Source organism: Arthrobacter sp. fls2-241-R2A-200, assembly GCF_030209745.1.
GTDB lineage: Bacteria > Actinomycetota > Actinomycetes > Actinomycetales > Micrococcaceae > Arthrobacter.
The window spans coordinates 102,542-118,170 of the sequence record NZ_JARVRJ010000004.1 but is presented as its reverse complement, the minus strand read 5'-3'; the positions used below and the strand labels follow the sequence as shown (position 1 = coordinate 118,170).

The following is a 15,629-nucleotide window of genomic DNA, read 5'->3' as shown; positions in this document are numbered from 1 at the left end:
CGCGGGTGGCTGCCATCCCGCTCATCCCACTGACCGCACACAGACCGAAGGACTCCATCATGACGATCGCCCGCCCCCTCCATGACGTCATCGACGACGCACCGCCGTCGGACGCCATCGCACAGCAGATCCAACTGCAGGCCGCCGCTGCGCTCCTGCCCGAACAGGAGTGGTGCGGCGGCTGCACCCCCGGGGACGATCCGGTGCCCGATGTCGAGGGCGGCATCCCTGGCATGCCGCAGGACGTCGTCCTGCGCACGACGGAGCCGCTGCCGCTGCCCGCGGACTGGAAGGCCGCCTGGGGCCCGGCCCCGCTCTACGACATCGCCTACCTCGCCTGTGGGCACACCGTTGCCCGCCGGGCCTCCTGACCCGGGGCAGGGATGCAGCGACGCAGCGCAGCTGCGCCGGGGGACTCATCGACTGAACCATCGACCAGTGAAGGAGCGTCCCGCTCATGCCCATGACACCACTGCAGAGCTGGGCCCTCATCGTGCTCCTCGCCGTCTTTGTGCTCGGGCTCATCTGCCTCTACGCCGAGGCCGAGGCTGCGCTCCGGCGCAGACATACAGACAAGGTGGCAGCACAGCAGCCGCAGGCCGAGGAGGCAAACAGCTCACTCGTTCCCATTCCTATACCCACCGCCCGCCCGACCCTTCGTCTCATCCAGGGGCAGGGCCAGGGCTCCGCGAGGTCCCGTCGCGGTCCCGCCGAGGTCTACGACTGGGCCCGCCGGGGAATCTAAAGAGACCCCTTCCGGCCCCTGGCCTCCTGCGGGGCTGGGTCAAGACTTCATGCGGCCCACCGCCGCACCACGAACAGCCCCGGGCCGTCGCGAGAAGCGCCGGACACACCGTTCCTGCCGCAGCCCGGCAACGAAGCCACGGCGGCCCGGGGTCAACAACCATTCACCTGCCCGTGCAGGCATCGAAAGCGAGAAGAACCATGGACCAGACCATCGCACCGCCCGTCATCAGGCACAGCGTCGCCGTCGACTTCGGCGTCATCGAGCTCACGGGCACCCTTCAGCACGCCGACGCCCAGCGCAGCCTCATACTCCTGACCGACGAGGCCCCCGAGCGCATCTCGGTGAACCTCGAGGCATATGGCCTCGTAGCCGGCCCGGGGCGGGTGTTCATCAAGGACTGGTCGGAACACGCTGGCCTGGCCGAGCGCCTGCAGGATGCGGGGCTCGTCCGCATTATGCGCTCCGTGACCGTCGGCCCGTTCGCCTCCACCGCCCACGAGGTCGAGGTGACGCTCTGATGGCCGCGGACACCCATGCGCTGAGCGTCCTGAAAGTGAACACCGGCCACCTCGAGAAGATCGAACAGCTCCAGGGGCGGATGCTCGCCCTCGGCGAGGAACAGCTGGAGGTCGAGCGCCGCCAGCTCGAGGCCCAGGACACGCAGAACGTCCTCGCCTGGCTGCAGCTGCAGCAGGCCCAGGGACATACACCCGACCCGACGCTCATGGACCTGGTCCGCCGGCGGCTGCGGATCTGAAGCAGACAGGAGAAACGCCATGGACAACATCATCGAGAGCACCGGAGTCCTCATCACCACTCTTGCCTTCATGATCTGCCTCGCGTGGCTGGGCTGGTTGCTGTTCCGGCGACGGTTCCCGAACCGGGACGGGCAGATCGCGTACCTGGAGGAGGACTACCGGCGGGCCTGCGAGAGCGGAGACGTGGCCGCGGCCGATCAGATCGAGGCCGAACTCTGGGATCTGGGAGCAGCACCGGGCTGGCCTGGGGCCGGGCGTACCGGGTTCGATCAGCGCAGCTGATGCGGGACCCGTGATGCAAGGGCATCTGGGATCAACGCAGTTGATCCGGAAGGAGCACTGAGGAGCGCTCGATCAGCACAGCTGATCCGAGTCTTCATTCGAAAGATCATCGTCTGATCAGCACAGCTGATCCGGATGGGGGTCTGAGAGACAACCGAACACTTCAACTCACCATCGCGCGCGGAGCAGGGACACTGCCCGCGCGTTTCGTGCACAACGAGGAGAAACACTCATGTCGAACCCCCGCAACTCCGCCACCGTCATCGGCCGCCTGACCAAGGACCCGGTCGTCTTCAACAACCAGGACGGCTCCAAGAAGGTCGCGTTCACCCTGATGGCCGACCACAACTACACCGACAGCCAGGGCAACCGCGGCGCTGACGCTGTGCCGGTCGAGGCTTTCGTGCGCGCGACCACCAACGGCATCGGCCCGTTCGCGAGCATCCACAAGGGTGACCTCGTGGCCGTGAACCTCAAGCTGCGCCAGGACCGCTACACCAAGAACGGTGTCGAGGTCTTCGAACTCAAGGCAGTCGTCGAGGACATCACGTTCCTCGAGCCCCGCTCGGTGACCCAGGCCCGCGTGAACGAGCGCGTCGCTGCCGCCGAGGCGCAGAACCAGGCCCTGCAGACCCAGCCGGCTCCGGCTCCCGTCGCAGCCGCTGCCGCACCGCAGCCGGCCGTCGCCAGCGCCGTCCACAGCGAGGAGCTGCCCTTCTCCTGAGAAGCGCGCCCCGCACCCAGCACAACCCACAACTGAATAACAACCGAATAGGCGGCTCACGCACGCCGACAGTCCCCGTCCGAGGAGCCTCGGGCTGCTCGGACGGGGATCTGCTTTCGCTGGCCGCCGTCCTGCCCTGCCCCCAACGTCATCAGCCAAGAGAAGGAGTTCCGCCATGCAGATCGTCGCCGACGCGACCGTCGAGGCCACCGATCACGACCAGGCCCTGCACGCAGGGCTCACCGCCGTCGTCGGCTCGGTGATCACCGACCACCCCGGACCGGATGTCGAGGCCATGGTCGACGACGTCGTCACCGCCGTCATCCAGAAGCTGCGCCTTCACGCCAGCCAGGTCTTCGTCGCCGATCACGGCGGCACCCGCCCCGTGGAGCGCTTCCGCACCGTCACCGGGCGGATGGACCTGGAGGACCCGGAATGAGCCTGGTCCAGCAGCTCGAGCCCGCCGCCGAGGTCCAGCCGGCTGCCGGGCTTCCCGCGGCGGCGCGGATCCTCGCCGAGACGTATCCCCGGATCGTCGACTTCGACCCCAGTGGGATGACGATCGAAGAAGTGCACTACTTCCTCGGTGAGTCGGCTGCCGTAGCCTTCTTCCAGTTCCTGGTCCTCACCAAGCGGTGCAAGGCCGCCGTCGGGATCCGGCGCTGAGAGCTTCCGTGCAGAGCGGTTCGATCCCTCCGTGGCTCCGGCCCCACCAGCGCCCCGCGCGCCCTGCCCTGCCCTCCCGGCAGCAGCGGCGTGGCGGGGCGCTGTCTTTTCGTTCAGGTTTCGTTCGTGGCCTGTGTGGAGGGGATCGGCACAGCCGATCCGGATCTGACGACGAAGGACAACGTCCCCGTCCTGCCACACTTCACTGGAGGTCCGCCATGTCTGGTCTCAGCTGCCCCAACGATGGCGCGCCGATGGAGTCCGACGCCCCCGCCACGGCCCGCGAACGGGCCGGCCGGCGCGGTTGCGCCTGCACCCACACCTGCCCGGAGTGCGGCTACTCCGAGATCCGCTGATCACCACCCATCGACCGAGGAGGGGCCATGTCGACCTCCGTGCAGCACCGTCATCACCGCAACCACGACCACACCCTCACCGGCTTCCTGTCCGCCGTCGCAGCGGTCTTCCAGGAGCTGAACGCCGCCGACGACGCCGACGAGCTCGAGCGCCACGTCGGCTGGGTCTCGCACTCGTGCGAGCCGGACTACCAGGTGCTCGTCGAGCTGATCGGCCCCGCGCCGGGCCTCGCCCTGCAGCTGGTCATCGACCTGGACATCGACTCGACGGTCGCCTCCGCGCAGATCGTCGGCACGGCCGATGACGAGTCGTTCACGACGGACGTCGAGGTCGGAGTCCGGTTCCTGTCCCATCTCGTCGAGCACCACCTCGCGCCAGCGGCCAGGCCGTGCGACGGCTGCACGGCTCCGGACTCTCTGCGGGCACCGACCTGGAAGTGAGTGGCGAACGGCTCCTCGTCCCTTTCCTCACAACCCCTCGCCGGCTCCTTCCCGGAACCGGCCCACGGCGCTCTAGCTCAGCGGCAGAGCACTCGGCGTTCTGACTGCCCGCGGTTCGATTCCGCATCAATCCCTGGTCGGGCAGACCCAGGCTACAGGCCCGTTGCAGGGCGACGCACGAGAGGTCACGGGTTCGATCCCCGTGAGCGCCACAGACCCAGGGTCGTACAGGCCCGCGCGATCCATCAGCTGCACCAGCCAGGAGGGCAATGCCATGACCGACACCATCACCCCCGCCTTCCTCGACATCGTCAAAGACGGCGGTCCTGCGGTCCAGGAGGCTCTGTTGCGCTCGACCGAGCGCCACCGCATCCTCGGCGGCAAGAGCGCCCGGATGCTGCGCCGGGGCGACCGGGTCGCGCTGCGCGACCTGAACCCTGATCTGGATGGCGGCACAGCCGTCGTCGAGCAGGTGCGGCCCTCGGTGGGCAGCACTGTCCACATCCTCACCGTCGGCGGTGAGGCCCACCTCGTCCGCGGCTCGCGCCTCGTGCTCGTCGCCCGCGGACCGGAACAACCCTGACCAGCAAGGAAACCGCCATGTACACCGGACCCATCAGCAACGGCATGCTGCTCGGCATGACGCACAAGGGACGCAGCGCATTGATCCGCGAGCTCAGCCCGGACGTGCGCCGCAAGCTCGCACACATCGCCTCGCTCGGTGCCGAACAGGAGACCAGGAAAGCCGCAGAGCACTTCGACGCTGGCCGGCGTGTCTGGGCCGGTAACAGGCTCGACCACGCCCAGTCACTGAGCCGGCTCGCTGCTGAGCTCACGGGCGAGCCCGACGGCGTCTTCATCGTCGAACCCATCGACTCCGGATCCGTCGCGGCAGGCAACTGATCTCTCTCACTGGACCCCTGGCACCGAGCGCATCGCTCAGGGCCGGGGGTCCTGTCTTTCTCTTTCCGGAACAGCCAGCACAGCTGGCTCGGGCGTGCCCGTGGAGAAGCACGCCTGCCACCCCGGCCAGAGCGCCCGACGACCACTCCAGCAAGGAAACCCCACCATGAAGCGCACCCCCTCCGGATCTGTCTTCGGCGGCCTCATCGCCGCCGTGCTCTGTATCGTCACGCTGACCGGCTGCGAGGACCTGCCGAAGGCCCCCGGCGTCCCGAGTACGCCGTCCACCAGCATTGCGGCAGCCCAGGACCCGGGACAGGTGTCCTCTGGCAAACCGGCGAGCGTGGAGACCAAAGTCATCCGTGTCATCGACGGCGACACCGTCGCCGTGCTGCCGGTGGCCGGCCTGCTCGAGGCGACCGACAAGCATATCGGGATCCCCGAGCACACAGTCAGGCTCCTGGGCATCGACGCGCCCGAAATGAACTATCACAAGGATGCCGAGCCCGAGTGCGGCGCTAGGGCCGCCACTGATCATCTTGGCGGCATCCTGCCGCAGGGCATGCCAGTGACCATCGAGTACGACCCCGGGGCAGACAGAACTGACCGTTATGGCCGTTCTCTCGCCTACGTCATCACACCGGCCCACAACGATGCCGCGCGACAGCAGGTCACCGACGGCTACGCCATGCCCTGGTTCCCCAAGGGCGAGCCGGAGCCCCAGCGGATCCCCGAGTACCGCACGGCGGCTGACAACGCCGTGGCACTGCAAGCCGGTGCGCACTCACAGTGCTCCTCCATCGGCCGCGGCTGAGCTGCTGCACTTACAGACTACGAACCAGGAGAACCACATGCCCATCCCTACAGCACCCTCTGAGCTGGACGAACTCCAGGTCGGCGACAAGGTCCTCGTCAAGAGGGTCCTCGACCACCCCGCCTGGATGAAGCAGGTCCCGTGCGATCCCCGCAATGGCTCCACCGCGAAGTACGTCCGCGACCCGCAGGTCGTGGAGGAGCTGGGGGTGAGCTGCGTGATGGACCGCCGGGCGGTACCCGCGATCGCAGCTGCCGGCAACTGGCCAGGACGTGAGGCGCACACGCTGGTCCGCCTGCCCAACGGCTTCTGGTACGACTGCGCCACCGGCCTGCAGGACGGGTCCGGATCCACGCGCATCGAACGCATGCACTGAGCCTGAACAGAGCCCGGCACGGGGGAGAGCCCCTGGTGCCGGGCTCGTCTCTTTCCTGGCGGCTCGTCAGATCGGCACAGCCGATCCGGATCTGGACTCGAAGGAGACACCCGCTCTTTCCTGACCAGAAGGAGCAGCACGATGAGCCACGACGACCAGAAGTGCAGCCTGGCCCAGCTGGAGCGGGCGCTCGAGGTGCTCGACGGAAAGCTGAAGCGCCTGGGGCTGAACGCCCCGGTGCAGATCCGTGCGATCGGCGGCTTCGCGCTCATGAAGTACGGCATCCGTGCTGCGGACCGGGCATTCACCGTCGACATCGACAGCGTCACCGGCGATTTCGCGCCAGAGGTCATGGCGGCAATCCATGAGGTGGCCGACGAAATGAACCTGGAGCGCGACTGGATCAACAACGACAACGTGATGGACGGTGACGACGCTGAGCTCGTGGCCTCGATATACCAGGCGCGCTGGATCGACGACGACACAGCGTACGAGTGCATCAGGCTTCAGCTGGCCAGTGTCCCCACGCTGACCCGCGCCAAGATCATCGCCGCGGACACCGCGGAGTTCTCCGGCCGTGCACAGGACCTGCCGGATCTCCTGGAATTGCTCCGATTCCAGGGCATCACCACCGCTGCCCGGTTCGATGCTGCTTACCCGGATCCCTACGACGAATACCCCGCCGCCCGCGAGGCCGTGCACGAGCACTTCGCTGCGGACAGGACGTTCGCCTGAAGAAGACCCCACCGTCAGAGCGCGTGCTCCGGCGGTGGGGTCTCTTTTTTGTGTCCGTGGTTTACTGCTGGCCGGAATCTTCGGAGTTACCTCCGTCGTCGATGTCCTTCAGCCGCTGTTCCAGCCGGGTTGCGTGGGCCTCTTTGACTTTCCGGTAAACCTTGACGCCACCTGCAATGACCAGACCTGCAGCCGCCAAGACCCCCGCGGCGATCAGGTCCTCTGTACGCGCATCCTGCTTGCCTGCGTGGTAGCCCTTGCCATAGACCGCGCTTCCCGCCACGAATCTCTCCCTTTGTTGAATTTTGAACTCCGCCGAAAGCCTATCCCAGGGTGCGTGGAGGGGTTGTGACGATGCTGCGGATCATCCGCGTTTTGCCGGCGCGGGGTTGGAACCTTGTTGTTGTTCTTCTTCATCTTCGATTCTCAGGTGCAGCCAGCGGTGGTGACAGCGGAGCTGTCACGGAGGAGTCATCGACGAAGGACGGCCTGCAGTGCAGCGCCGTGCCCCACAGGATTCCGAGGAGAACCGCCATGAGCACCATCGCCGCACCCATGCAGGACGCGCTGCCATTCGACTTCGGCTCTGATGTGCTGGTCGTCAGCGCGCCCGTCTACGGCGAGCAGGCCCGCCAGGCCGACCGCGAGCTGTGCCAGCGCTACGTCACCGGATGGTGCGGCACGGCATTCACGGCGGACGGCACACGGGCAGAACGCGCCGAGACTACCTTCACGGATTTCCAGGCGGCCGCCCGCCGTCTGGCAGAGGGCTGAGGAACCAGCGCAGCTGATCCAGGTCCGGCATCGAACAAACGACTTCATCAAACAGGAGGGGATCACCGTGTCCACTGCCACCACTTCCGAGCCCGACCTCGACGCTGAAGCTCAACGCGTTGCCGCCGTCCACCGGCTCGCCACGAGCAAGGCCTTCTACCCGGAGCTGCGGCGTGCCGAGGCTCAGGCCCGGGTCCCGCTCGCCGCCGCCGTCATAGCAATGGACGAGGTCGAGGACCGCATCGCCGCCGGCGAGAAGATCCACTCACTCTACGAGCAGGCTGCAATCGAACGGGCCAAAGACGCCTACGCCCAGGCGCTGGCTGATCTCGTCCGCGGCGAGTCCAGCGTTGAGGCTGACCCGTTGACTTCCCAACCCATGAACCAGGAGCACTGATCACCATGTCCTTCCTCGAGAAGATCGGATTCGTCGAGACCGCCGAGCAGGAGGCCCAGCGCCTCGCGCAGTCGCCCGAGGGCTCGGCCAACCACGAACTGTCCAAGCTGCCGGTCACCATCGAGCAGTGGCCCCAGGACCTGCTCATCGAGCTGCCCTGGCACGCCACCGAGCGGGGCTCAGGCCACCGCGTCGTCGTGGTGCCCATCGAAAACCGCGGCGAGGCCCGCACCGAGGGCGAGGAAGAACCCCGTCCTCGCAAGCGCCACGCTGGTTGGTGGAACTGCGCGGTCGTCGCCAGCGACCACCCCAGCTACCCGGTCGGCGGTTACCGGCTGAGCATCCCCGCTGCCGAGCTCGCCCGCGGCAAGCGGATCGAGCTCTGAGAGAACACATCCCACGACGAAGGAGCGTGAACCACCATGCCTGACACGATGCAGACCACCGGCCGCCGCGAGCGGATCCTCCGGAGTGTCGGCAGGGCGCTCCTCGTCACGGGGATCGTGCTGAACGTCCTCGCCCTGCTGCCCGCGATCGCAGCCAGCGCCTGGACCGGCCACTGGACGGCGAGCGTGGTGCTCGTGGTCCTGTCCGGTGCTGTCTGGGCTGCTGGACTTCCGGGCCTGAAGACCTGGGCTGCCCGGCTACGCCGTCACAACGACACCCAGCCCAGCCAGCACCAATGACCAGTCGCCCTGCCTGATCCCACCAGAGCCCCGGCTCCTGCGCTCCGGCGCGGGGCCGGGGCTCTCACTCTGTCTCTGAGGCGGGTCCACGCGCTGCGGGGCAGCGCCTGGTGTTTTGCAACAGCAAGAGAACCATCCCGAACAAAGGAAGAGCCATGACCACCCTGACCACGACGCGTATCCCGCTCAAGCAAATGGACCCTGCGATGCTCGTGTTCGAACTCGAGCGGGAGATCCAACACCTCATGCCCGGCACCACGAACACGGAGCTCGTGACCCGCGCAGCTGCGACGGCCTCGTTCCTGCACCGGAAGCAGACCCGCTTCATCAGGGGAGACATGCCTCGCGTGCCGTACATCGAGCATCCGCTGCGCGTGGCGTTGCGCCTCCTGCGCTGGGGCGTCACCGACGCTGAACTGATTGCCGCAGCACTGCTGCATGATGTCGTCGAGGACTGCAGCAAAGAGCTGCTTGCTGCTTTCGGCCAGCCGGGTGAGGATCCCCTGGGCTGCCTGGCACGGCTGTACGGCCGGCGCGCCTCGGTGCTCGTTGGTGCGGTGACCACCCCTAACGGCAGCACCTCCTATGAGGAGCACCTCACGCGGCTTGCCAACTCCGGTTCCCGGGCGCTGCTCATCAAGGCCAGCGACCTGAAGGACAACGCCGGTTCGATCCGGCACCAGCTCGGCCACGGCCAGGATTCGCGCATGTACCGCATGCTCTTCAAGTACATGCCGGCCGTCGAGATCGTCGGAGCAGGTCTGCGCCGTTCGCTCTGCTGCCCTGCGACCCAGCAGTGCACCATGGCCGCCATCGCCGCGATGGAAGATCTCAGCCACGATCTCGCAGCCCTGTCGGCCGAGCATGGCATCGATTGACCATCCTGTTGACCTGGATCACCAGCACCGCAAAGACCTCCCTGGCGCAGCATCAGCTGCCGCCGGGGAGGTCTCTTTTTCGCCCGCGCTGTGCCTGCCGGGCGCTACGGCATGTTGTCCACCGGCAGCAAAGAGATGCCGATGAGGTCCACAGCTCCGGTGAGGACTCCGCCGAGCAGGAACACCAGCCCGGAGACCACCATCACGAGCACGGCGAAGACTACAGGTCGGTCCTCGTGCAGCTGCTGGAGCCGTGCGACGATGCCCGAGGGCTTCTCATAGGTCTGACGCTGGTCCTTCTTGGGTCCGTCGTGGGTCTCGTCGTGGTCGGTCATGGTATTGATCCCTCCTGGGGTGGGCTGTGGTCTGTTGTTGGTCGATCAGTGGTCTCTTTCGGGGCTTCCTGTGGTACCGCTCAGCACTGTGAGCGGTACCACAGGAAGCAGTACGCGATCGGCAGCCTGCACGCATCATCTCGATGCCGACCGCAAGCCTCTCGGGACCGGGCCACGAATGCATGATCGTCACGCCGCGGCCTTGCTGCGCTTGCCCTCGGGCTTCTGGACCTCGACGGCCTTCGCCGCCAGGTACAGGCCCTCGCGGTTCAGGTGGCGCGAGTACGCGGCGTCGAGGTAGAGCACCGGGATGCCGCCGGCGGCCTTCTGCAGGACAGTGCGCAGGATCTCCTTGATCGGGCCCGAACCGCCGCCGTAGACGTACACCACCTCGGTGGTGCCGCCGACCTCGGCGAGGACGTCCTCGAAGCGTGCGCCGATCTCCTCGGCCAGGTACTCGGCCTCCTCGTCGACGTAGCCCTTGGCGCGGTCAAACCTGCCCTGGAGGAATACGCTGGGCTCCTGCTGCAGGAAGTCGGCCAGCGCCTTGCGGTTCTTGAACCTCAGGTCCTTGTCTCCGCTGGTGCTCATGCGGTCCAGCGCGTTCGTCAGCGCGGTGCCGTAGCCCTGGTCCAGCGTGCTGGCCGCTTCGGAGTTGAACGCGCCGTCGGTGAAGACGGGGAAGTTCACGGTGCCCTCGCCGACGTCGACGCCGACGGTGTTGCGCACACCGACCAGCAGCTCGGCGGTGACACCCTGCAGGCGCGCGGCCTCCTCGGGGTCCGAGGCCCGAAGATCGTCCAGCAGAGCCTGCGCCAGCGGCGCGCCCTTGTCGGTGATCGCGAACTGCGCGGACGCGCCCTCGGGCAGGACCTGCACATCCTCGAACTGCAGGCGCACGGTGACCGGCGTGGAGAAGTTCTTCACGGTCACCAGGTGCACCGTGGGGTCGGCCGCGCCCAGGAGTCCCGCGAACTGGGCAGCATAGGCGCTGCGGCGCTGCACGTACTCGGCAATCGGCAGAGCCAGGCCTGCGCGCACCGTGGCGCGCAGCTCGCGGTCCGGCAGCGCGCCGTGCTCGCGGACATAGTCGCGCAGGGCCTTGGCGGCGAAGACGCCCAGGACGAGCACCGAGCTCAGTTCCTGGTCGGCCTTCGAGCGGGATCCGACGACCTCGAACTGCGTGAACTTCGACCCAGGGGTGCTCAGTGCCGCGCGGCCGAAGGTGCGCAGGTCCGAGTGCCCGATCAGGGGAGTGGTGAACGAGGCGGCGACGCGGTTGTAGAAGTCGTCCTCCACCACGATCTTGAAGGCATCCGAGTCAGCCTCGGGCACCTTGGGCGTGGAGCGCGAGGTGCTCACCACGGCAGAAGGAAGGTCGATCGTGTCAAAGACCTCCTTGCCGTGGACCTCGCCGCGGATGACGCCCTTGACGTATCCGTTGCCGACGTCGATGCCGCCGGTGAGCTGGATGGTCTTCTCGGCGGTGCGGGTGTTGCTCATGGTTGTGTCCCTCTCGGTCAGGAAGTCGGTGTCTCAGGAAGTGCGGTGCGGATCAGCGGGTGAGGAAGGCGTCCAGCCCCGAAGGGACAGAAGGCTCCTCGGCGGGAACAGGGTGGGGCTCGCGGACAGGAGGCGTGGGCGGCGGCTGAACAGCCTGGGCTGCCTCGACGCGCTGCACGGGCTCTGAAGAAACAGCAACAGGCACGGCAGCCTCGTCACGGCCTTCGCGACTCTCGTGCTGGCTTTCACTCCCGTCACGGCCGTCATCGCCGCGTTCCTCTCCTTCATGGGCCTCGCTGCGCCCAGGGTCCTGCTCGCCCTGCGGCGGGCGGCCGCGCCGGGGAAGATGCTCAACGGGACGGTTGACCACGTCGATGTAGCCGTCGCGCTGGATGGACTCGCGGATCAGCAGCTGGAGCGAGCGCGAGATGTCGTACTGCTCGTCCAGCCACCGGTTCGTCGACTCGTCGGCCCGCGGGACGCTCCAGCGCAGACGGCGTGGCTCGGCCTTATCGGTCATTGCGAGCACCCCCTTGCGCCCTCGTGCTGATGGACACTGTCCTCGGTCATCGCGGCCCCCTCTCATGCGCGGTCCCCGAGGCGCTACTGCCAGTCGGGGACCTTTCGACTCATTTATCAGTCATCATTCTACTGGTCTTTCAATGGTCTCTGCAAGGACCACGCCAAGACCAGCAAAAGGCCGCCAGCAGATCAGGCCTGCATCACCGTGAGCGACCCCTGGCCGCGGCGGGACCCGTGGGAGCCGCCGGCAGGACCCGCAGAAGGCCACGGGTCTGCCGGGGAACCAGAAGACACAGGACTCATCAAGGGCTCACCCGGGACCGGCACGCGGTCCGCTGCGGACCAGCAGAAGACCTCGATCAGGCCACGGCACATTGGAGGGCGCTCGGTGGTTCCACACAAAGCACAGAAGCGCCCTCGAAGAGACCAGCAACAGTCCACCGTCGCGAGCCGGACCAGAGCAGACCTGTAAGAGACCATCATGGGACCAGCAGTACGCCCGAAGCGGCCCCAAGGAGTGCCATCCGGAACTCAATGGGGCCTGAATGGCCTTTCTGGACTCTCTCGGGTCTTTTATGGGTCTGGTCTGTGTCCCTGTCTGGCCATGCCGGTGCAATGATCTGTCCACTCCGGGACCAGAAGGGGTCCAGCGATGCGGGCCCGGACCGGTACCTGGAACACCCGCCTGCGACACCTCTAGGCAGTCCTGGAGCAAGCGGAGGAGCTATCGGAGCAGGGTGGAGCAGCTGTGGTTGCGCCTGTGGCGTCACCGACCCGCCCGGGGGCCGCAAGGAGAGCGGAGGGAAAAGGCGAACCGGGTAGTAGGGCCCCGCATGGAGCGAAAGGGCAAAAACTCCGCTTCCTTCCGTGCCTCACGGGCGGTGGGGTCCAGAAGGTGAGAACCCGCGAGGCTCTCCAGGAAGCTGCACCTGGTGGGAGACCCGGGCGGCTCCGTGACGCTGGGAAGCGGGGGCTCCCGTTGGATCTGGGAGGCTTCATGCTTCCCGGGAAAGCTCCTCTTCTGATGCGTCCACGAGGGGCAGGCCGGGCGGTGGCCGTCGAGGACTCGCTGTCGCTCATCCGGGGGTGCAGCTGCCACCAGGAGGGGCAGCCGGCCGGCCCGGAACGGACCCCGGCAAGGAAGCGGTGTGGGCCCGCCTCGGACGCGGTGCGACAGATGCTGGCGCGACCGCGAAACAGAGCCGGAGTGAGCACCCGCACACGGGTGCGACGAGCGCACCGACAGATCAGTGCAGTGCTGTGACAGCAGAGTTTTCCACAGCCTGACGCGACAGGTCGCGGGGAGTGGTGGACCGCTGCGCTCCGGGTCTGATGCGCCTGCGGCAGCAGGATGCACCAGGGGGTGCGGACCGGGCTGCGCCCGACGTCGCTGACGCTACGTGTGAGGACCCGTACGGGTACCCGCTCGTGCCTCGCGGTGGTGCGGAAGATGCATCCGTACGGCGTTGCAGCGGACGGCAAAAGGGCTGTACACCCAAAAGCCCGTAAATCCAGCGGAAACGACATGACCCGTACACCCGCTGCGCGGATGGAGAGGGGGTGTACGGGTCAAGGGTGTACGGGGCGTTTCCCCTGATATTCCAGGCTTCCGCTAACGCTCCAGCCGTGGAATGGCGAAATGGCGGCAAGAGAGGAAAAGGGCATAAGGGAACCTGGCAACAGCGGTCCTGCGGACCCTCCGCTTCGCTTCGGTCTCTCGCTGCGCTTCGAGACGCTGTTGGTCGGCATAGCCGACAGGTTCCACCGCTCGCTTCGCTCGCCGGTCCGTCAGTCGCTGCGCTCCCTCCGGCTATGCCCAGCGCTGCGCTTGAGTGGAGGACGCCCCCGCCTGCCCCGCCGCATTTATCCACAGGTGGACGACGCAGCAAAGGGTGCAGCCAGGCGGTGGATCACCTGGCGCTGCGCACCAGGTTTGTCCGAGGAGGACGGCCCGTCGGCCGGCCCGCTGCGCGGCCCAGTCGGAGCAGTTCCCGACACGGTTCACCAGAAGGCCGTCAGGCCAGCGGAGCTGGCACGGGAGCTGGACCGTACATCGAGTCTCCGCGGACCCCTGGCGGGACCTGCACTCGATGCCCGACACCTACATCCCGAGAAACAGAAGAGGCATCGTCATGACACACGCCCGGAAGGCATCCAGGTCCGCACGCCGGCCACAGCCGCAGCTCTCGCCCTACGACACCGGAGCCAGGTGCGAGGCCGGGCCGTGGATCCCCCACGGAGAGCGAGTCACTGAGGCGACTCCGGCGGAGAGCTTTGGCAAGGTCGACTTCGACGATGAAGAGAGCGGCACGGTCGGCGTCGCCTACCTCCAGCGCGACAAGGACGGTGGATACACCCTTCACGTCGCACCGCTCAGCGAGGACCGGAAGGTCCGGGTGGCAATCCATTACGAACGCGGCGCTGCCAGGGTCAACAGTGCCCAGGCGTCGGCAGCTGCCGCGTAGTGACCAGCCGACTGAGAAGAAACACCGGGAATCATTCCGGAAAACATTGCGGCGAAAGAGGACGCGAATGATGCAGCGACAGACGAGTATCACAATCCGGACTGCCACCGCGGCGGCCCCGGCGGGATCTATGCCGATGACCAAGATGACCAGCCGGGAGGCATCGCGATGACCAGTGGATTCAGCCATGCGCTGCTCGTGACCGGTTCCCGGACCTGGGACGCCGCGGAGGCCATGAAGGCGGCTTTGAACGAGGCCTGGAGAGCCTGGGGACCGTCTGCGGTCGCCCGACCCGTGCTCCTCTCAGGGCACTGTCCCAAGGGTGCTGACGCCATGGCCGAGCGGCTGTGGCGGGCTGCCGGCTTCGAAGTAATTGAGTTCCCGGGCGACTGGAGCGCTGAGCCCAAGGCGGCGGGCTTCACCCGGAACCAACGGATGGTCGATGCCCTCGTCGCCATGCGCGCCGGGGGAGCGCAGGTCCGTGTCGCCGCCTTCCTGGACCTTTGCAGCCAGTGCGACCAACGCACCGGCCAGCAGCAGCTGATGCCCGGAACGCCAGGGCACTTCTCACATGGCACCGTGCACGCCCGTTCCCGCGCCCTGGCTGCAAGCATCGAGGTCGAAGACATCATCCACCCGCGCCTGCCTCCGTTCTGACAAGTGCACACCCCGGACATGACAACAGCCCTGCAGCTGGTGCTGCAGGGCTGTTGATCCTTGATTCGAATAGGTGGCCGGAAATCTCTCCGGTATGGCCCGAAAGACTGCGGAAAGGGTGGGCTAGAGAGTCCGCTCGATGCCGTGTGCCTCATCGTGGGCCTTCATGACAGCTTTCGGAATGCGACCGAACTCGGGCACTTCATGACCGTTCTCGCGCGCCCACTTACGGATCTCCTCGCGTTCCTCGGGCGTCGTCTCGGGCACGAGTCGCTTCTTCTCGCCCTTCTTAGTGGCCTTTCGACCCTTACTGATGTATTCCTTGAGATTCTTCTCAAGCTCTTTGCGCTCTTCGTCGGTCAGGTCTATCTCGAACCAGGTGTCGCCCAGTCCGAAGGTGACTGTGGCAGCATCCGGCTTGCCACTGATGTCCGACTCCACAATATTTCGAATAGCCATGTCTTGAATGGTAGACGATCCGAACCACCTTAGAGAAGTCTTTGGGCACGCCAGAACGACAGATCTTTCGAATGCCTTCATCATAGGCCGAAAACGCTGCTATTCCAGCATAATCCACCTGACACACTGCTAAAATCACACTGCCAGCGG

At 66.6% G+C, this 15,629-nt stretch carries 27 protein-coding genes and 1 tRNA gene; 23 read left to right on the top strand and 5 right to left on the bottom strand.

What is annotated here, in order from left to right:
• Nucleotides 1-5: 5 nt before the first annotated feature.
• The 16 genes from QRN42_RS04860 (at nucleotide 6) to QRN42_RS04785 (ending at nucleotide 6,803) form a co-directional block, all read left to right on the top strand.
• Entirely contained in the window at nucleotides 6-371 is a 366-nt protein-coding gene (locus QRN42_RS04860; RefSeq protein WP_284975265.1) for a hypothetical protein, read from the top strand.
• A gap of 86 nt (nucleotides 372-457) precedes the next feature.
• The gene (locus QRN42_RS04855; RefSeq protein ID WP_133830787.1) at nucleotides 458-745 is read left to right on the top strand and encodes a hypothetical protein; all 288 of its coding nucleotides are present in this window, start codon (nucleotides 458-460) and stop codon (nucleotides 743-745) included.
• 200 nt (nucleotides 746-945) lie between these two features.
• Nucleotides 946-1,266 (top strand): hypothetical protein, encoded by a 321-nt coding sequence (locus QRN42_RS04850; RefSeq protein WP_284975266.1) that lies wholly within the window; start codon nucleotides 946-948, stop codon nucleotides 1,264-1,266.
• Nucleotides 1,266-1,505: a hypothetical protein gene (locus QRN42_RS04845; protein WP_133830785.1), complete on the top strand. Its 240-nt coding sequence runs from the start codon at nucleotides 1,266-1,268 to the stop codon at nucleotides 1,503-1,505. The genes QRN42_RS04850 and QRN42_RS04845 overlap by 1 nt, the downstream gene beginning before the upstream one ends.
• Nucleotides 1,506-1,524: 19 nt before the next feature.
• Nucleotides 1,525-1,788: a hypothetical protein gene (locus QRN42_RS04840; RefSeq protein ID WP_133830784.1), complete on the top strand. Its 264-nt coding sequence runs from the start codon at nucleotides 1,525-1,527 to the stop codon at nucleotides 1,786-1,788.
• 232 nt (nucleotides 1,789-2,020) lie between these two features.
• Nucleotides 2,021-2,512, top strand: a complete 492-nt coding sequence (locus QRN42_RS04835; RefSeq protein ID WP_021473537.1) for a single-stranded DNA-binding protein — start codon at nucleotides 2,021-2,023, stop codon at nucleotides 2,510-2,512.
• 175 nt (nucleotides 2,513-2,687) lie between these two features.
• Complete coding sequence (locus QRN42_RS04830; RefSeq protein ID WP_133830782.1) at nucleotides 2,688-2,951, top strand: hypothetical protein; 264 nt, start codon at nucleotides 2,688-2,690, stop codon at nucleotides 2,949-2,951.
• Entirely contained in the window at nucleotides 2,948-3,178 is a 231-nt protein-coding gene (locus QRN42_RS04825; RefSeq protein WP_056387625.1) for a hypothetical protein, read from the top strand. The genes QRN42_RS04830 and QRN42_RS04825 overlap by 4 nt, the downstream gene beginning before the upstream one ends.
• A 218-nt stretch (nucleotides 3,179-3,396) precedes the next feature.
• Nucleotides 3,397-3,534: a hypothetical protein gene (locus tag QRN42_RS04820; RefSeq protein ID WP_156783993.1), complete on the top strand. Its 138-nt coding sequence runs from the start codon at nucleotides 3,397-3,399 to the stop codon at nucleotides 3,532-3,534.
• 27 nt (nucleotides 3,535-3,561) lie between these two features.
• On the top strand, nucleotides 3,562-3,975 hold the full coding sequence (locus QRN42_RS04815; RefSeq protein WP_056387620.1) for a hypothetical protein: 414 nt from the start codon (nucleotides 3,562-3,564) through the stop codon (nucleotides 3,973-3,975).
• Between the two features lie 66 nt (nucleotides 3,976-4,041).
• A tRNA-OTHER gene (locus QRN42_RS04810) sits at nucleotides 4,042-4,187 on the top strand.
• A gap of 62 nt (nucleotides 4,188-4,249) precedes the next feature.
• A complete protein-coding gene (locus QRN42_RS04805) occupies nucleotides 4,250-4,558 on the top strand; it encodes a hypothetical protein (RefSeq protein WP_071416397.1) in 309 nt (102 codons plus the stop codon).
• 17 nt (nucleotides 4,559-4,575) lie between these two features.
• Nucleotides 4,576-4,878 carry a hypothetical protein gene (locus QRN42_RS04800; protein WP_056387614.1) on the top strand — a complete coding sequence of 101 codons (303 nt, stop codon included), beginning with the start codon at nucleotides 4,576-4,578 and terminating at the stop codon, nucleotides 4,876-4,878.
• Nucleotides 4,879-5,044: 166 nt separating this feature from the next.
• Nucleotides 5,045-5,692 (top strand): thermonuclease family protein, encoded by a 648-nt coding sequence (locus QRN42_RS04795; protein WP_284975267.1) that lies wholly within the window; start codon nucleotides 5,045-5,047, stop codon nucleotides 5,690-5,692.
• Between the two features lie 37 nt (nucleotides 5,693-5,729).
• The gene (locus QRN42_RS04790) at nucleotides 5,730-6,068 is read left to right on the top strand and encodes a hypothetical protein (RefSeq protein WP_056387609.1); all 339 of its coding nucleotides are present in this window, start codon (nucleotides 5,730-5,732) and stop codon (nucleotides 6,066-6,068) included.
• Between the two features lie 141 nt (nucleotides 6,069-6,209).
• Complete coding sequence (locus QRN42_RS04785) at nucleotides 6,210-6,803, top strand: hypothetical protein (protein WP_133830778.1); 594 nt, start codon at nucleotides 6,210-6,212, stop codon at nucleotides 6,801-6,803.
• Nucleotides 6,804-6,864: 61 nt separating this feature from the next.
• Here QRN42_RS04785 and QRN42_RS04780 read toward each other — a convergent pair whose 3' ends face one another.
• A complete protein-coding gene (locus tag QRN42_RS04780) occupies nucleotides 6,865-7,086 on the bottom strand; it encodes a hypothetical protein (protein WP_056387604.1) in 222 nt (73 codons plus the stop codon).
• Nucleotides 7,087-7,337: 251 nt separating this feature from the next.
• Here QRN42_RS04780 and QRN42_RS04775 point away from each other — a divergent pair, with 251 nt between their 5' ends.
• The 5 genes from QRN42_RS04775 to QRN42_RS04755 all read left to right on the top strand — a co-directional run bounded on the left by QRN42_RS04775 (nucleotide 7,338) and on the right by QRN42_RS04755 (nucleotide 9,538).
• Nucleotides 7,338-7,577 carry a hypothetical protein gene (locus QRN42_RS04775; protein WP_133830777.1) on the top strand — a complete coding sequence of 80 codons (240 nt, stop codon included), beginning with the start codon at nucleotides 7,338-7,340 and terminating at the stop codon, nucleotides 7,575-7,577.
• A 67-nt stretch (nucleotides 7,578-7,644) separates the two neighbouring features.
• Nucleotides 7,645-7,974 (top strand): hypothetical protein, encoded by a 330-nt coding sequence (locus QRN42_RS04770; RefSeq protein WP_284975268.1) that lies wholly within the window; start codon nucleotides 7,645-7,647, stop codon nucleotides 7,972-7,974.
• Between the two features lie 5 nt (nucleotides 7,975-7,979).
• Entirely contained in the window at nucleotides 7,980-8,360 is a 381-nt protein-coding gene (locus QRN42_RS04765) for a hypothetical protein (RefSeq protein ID WP_133830775.1), read from the top strand.
• A 36-nt stretch (nucleotides 8,361-8,396) separates the two neighbouring features.
• Complete coding sequence (locus tag QRN42_RS04760) at nucleotides 8,397-8,660, top strand: hypothetical protein (RefSeq protein WP_056387596.1); 264 nt, start codon at nucleotides 8,397-8,399, stop codon at nucleotides 8,658-8,660.
• A gap of 155 nt (nucleotides 8,661-8,815) precedes the next feature.
• A complete protein-coding gene (locus tag QRN42_RS04755) occupies nucleotides 8,816-9,538 on the top strand; it encodes an HD domain-containing protein (protein WP_133830774.1) in 723 nt (240 codons plus the stop codon).
• Between the two features lie 104 nt (nucleotides 9,539-9,642).
• Here QRN42_RS04755 and QRN42_RS04750 read toward each other — a convergent pair whose 3' ends face one another.
• From QRN42_RS04750 to QRN42_RS04740, 3 genes are all read right to left on the bottom strand, one after another.
• Nucleotides 9,643-9,873, bottom strand: a complete 231-nt coding sequence (locus tag QRN42_RS04750) for a hypothetical protein (RefSeq protein ID WP_133830773.1) — start codon at nucleotides 9,871-9,873, stop codon at nucleotides 9,643-9,645.
• A 189-nt stretch (nucleotides 9,874-10,062) separates the two neighbouring features.
• Nucleotides 10,063-11,376 (bottom strand): acetate and sugar kinases/Hsc70/actin family protein, encoded by a 1,314-nt coding sequence (locus tag QRN42_RS04745; protein WP_133830772.1) that lies wholly within the window; start codon nucleotides 11,374-11,376, stop codon nucleotides 10,063-10,065.
• Between the two features lie 52 nt (nucleotides 11,377-11,428).
• Entirely contained in the window at nucleotides 11,429-11,896 is a 468-nt protein-coding gene (locus tag QRN42_RS04740) for a hypothetical protein (protein WP_133830771.1), read from the bottom strand.
• 2,134 nt (nucleotides 11,897-14,030) lie between these two features.
• Here QRN42_RS04740 and QRN42_RS04735 point away from each other — a divergent pair.
• Both QRN42_RS04735 and QRN42_RS04730 read left to right on the top strand, forming a co-directional pair.
• Nucleotides 14,031-14,363: a hypothetical protein gene (locus QRN42_RS04735; protein ID WP_133830770.1), complete on the top strand. Its 333-nt coding sequence runs from the start codon at nucleotides 14,031-14,033 to the stop codon at nucleotides 14,361-14,363.
• A gap of 168 nt (nucleotides 14,364-14,531) precedes the next feature.
• Nucleotides 14,532-15,020, top strand: coding sequence for an SLOG family protein (locus QRN42_RS04730; protein ID WP_133830769.1), 489 nt, complete (start codon nucleotides 14,532-14,534; stop codon nucleotides 15,018-15,020).
• A gap of 123 nt (nucleotides 15,021-15,143) precedes the next feature.
• Here the strand turns inward: QRN42_RS04730 and QRN42_RS04725 are convergent, their stop codons facing one another.
• Entirely contained in the window at nucleotides 15,144-15,479 is a 336-nt protein-coding gene (locus QRN42_RS04725) for a histone-like nucleoid-structuring protein Lsr2 (RefSeq protein WP_056387574.1), read from the bottom strand.
• Nucleotides 15,480-15,629 lie beyond the last annotated feature (150 nt).

What these genes read in the sequence shown, in the direction of transcription:
- QRN42_RS04845 (WP_133830785.1), top strand. Translation starts at nt 1,266, where the DNA reads ATGGCCGCGGACACCCATGCGCTGAGCGTCCTGAAAGTGAACACCGGC.
- QRN42_RS04830 (WP_133830782.1), top strand. Translation starts at nt 2,688, where the DNA reads ATGCAGATCGTCGCCGACGCGACCGTCGAGGCCACCGATCACGACCAG.
- QRN42_RS04755 (WP_133830774.1), top strand. Translation starts at nt 8,816, where the DNA reads ATGACCACCCTGACCACGACGCGTATCCCGCTCAAGCAAATGGACCCT.
- QRN42_RS04740 (WP_133830771.1), bottom strand. Translation starts at nt 11,896, where the DNA reads ATGACCGATAAGGCCGAGCCACGCCGTCTGCGCTGGAGCGTCCCGCGG.
- QRN42_RS04730 (WP_133830769.1), top strand. Translation starts at nt 14,532, where the DNA reads ATGACCAGTGGATTCAGCCATGCGCTGCTCGTGACCGGTTCCCGGACC.
- QRN42_RS04795 (WP_284975267.1), top strand. Translation starts at nt 5,045, where the DNA reads ATGAAGCGCACCCCCTCCGGATCTGTCTTCGGCGGCCTCATCGCCGCC.
- QRN42_RS04805 (WP_071416397.1), top strand. Translation starts at nt 4,250, where the DNA reads ATGACCGACACCATCACCCCCGCCTTCCTCGACATCGTCAAAGACGGC.
- QRN42_RS04760 (WP_056387596.1), top strand. Translation starts at nt 8,397, where the DNA reads ATGCCTGACACGATGCAGACCACCGGCCGCCGCGAGCGGATCCTCCGG.
- QRN42_RS04745 (WP_133830772.1), bottom strand. Translation starts at nt 11,376, where the DNA reads ATGAGCAACACCCGCACCGCCGAGAAGACCATCCAGCTCACCGGCGGC.
- QRN42_RS04765 (WP_133830775.1), top strand. Translation starts at nt 7,980, where the DNA reads ATGTCCTTCCTCGAGAAGATCGGATTCGTCGAGACCGCCGAGCAGGAG.
- QRN42_RS04735 (WP_133830770.1), top strand. Translation starts at nt 14,031, where the DNA reads ATGACACACGCCCGGAAGGCATCCAGGTCCGCACGCCGGCCACAGCCG.
- QRN42_RS04850 (WP_284975266.1), top strand. Translation starts at nt 946, where the DNA reads ATGGACCAGACCATCGCACCGCCCGTCATCAGGCACAGCGTCGCCGTC.
- QRN42_RS04785 (WP_133830778.1), top strand. Translation starts at nt 6,210, where the DNA reads ATGAGCCACGACGACCAGAAGTGCAGCCTGGCCCAGCTGGAGCGGGCG.
- QRN42_RS04800 (WP_056387614.1), top strand. Translation starts at nt 4,576, where the DNA reads ATGTACACCGGACCCATCAGCAACGGCATGCTGCTCGGCATGACGCAC.
- QRN42_RS04815 (WP_056387620.1), top strand. Translation starts at nt 3,562, where the DNA reads ATGTCGACCTCCGTGCAGCACCGTCATCACCGCAACCACGACCACACC.
- QRN42_RS04855 (WP_133830787.1), top strand. Translation starts at nt 458, where the DNA reads ATGCCCATGACACCACTGCAGAGCTGGGCCCTCATCGTGCTCCTCGCC.
- QRN42_RS04725 (WP_056387574.1), bottom strand. Translation starts at nt 15,479, where the DNA reads ATGGCTATTCGAAATATTGTGGAGTCGGACATCAGTGGCAAGCCGGAT.
- QRN42_RS04835 (WP_021473537.1), top strand. Translation starts at nt 2,021, where the DNA reads ATGTCGAACCCCCGCAACTCCGCCACCGTCATCGGCCGCCTGACCAAG.
- QRN42_RS04825 (WP_056387625.1), top strand. Translation starts at nt 2,948, where the DNA reads ATGAGCCTGGTCCAGCAGCTCGAGCCCGCCGCCGAGGTCCAGCCGGCT.
- QRN42_RS04840 (WP_133830784.1), top strand. Translation starts at nt 1,525, where the DNA reads ATGGACAACATCATCGAGAGCACCGGAGTCCTCATCACCACTCTTGCC.
- QRN42_RS04790 (WP_056387609.1), top strand. Translation starts at nt 5,730, where the DNA reads ATGCCCATCCCTACAGCACCCTCTGAGCTGGACGAACTCCAGGTCGGC.
- QRN42_RS04775 (WP_133830777.1), top strand. Translation starts at nt 7,338, where the DNA reads ATGAGCACCATCGCCGCACCCATGCAGGACGCGCTGCCATTCGACTTC.
- QRN42_RS04820 (WP_156783993.1), top strand. Translation starts at nt 3,397, where the DNA reads ATGTCTGGTCTCAGCTGCCCCAACGATGGCGCGCCGATGGAGTCCGAC.
- QRN42_RS04750 (WP_133830773.1), bottom strand. Translation starts at nt 9,873, where the DNA reads ATGACCGACCACGACGAGACCCACGACGGACCCAAGAAGGACCAGCGT.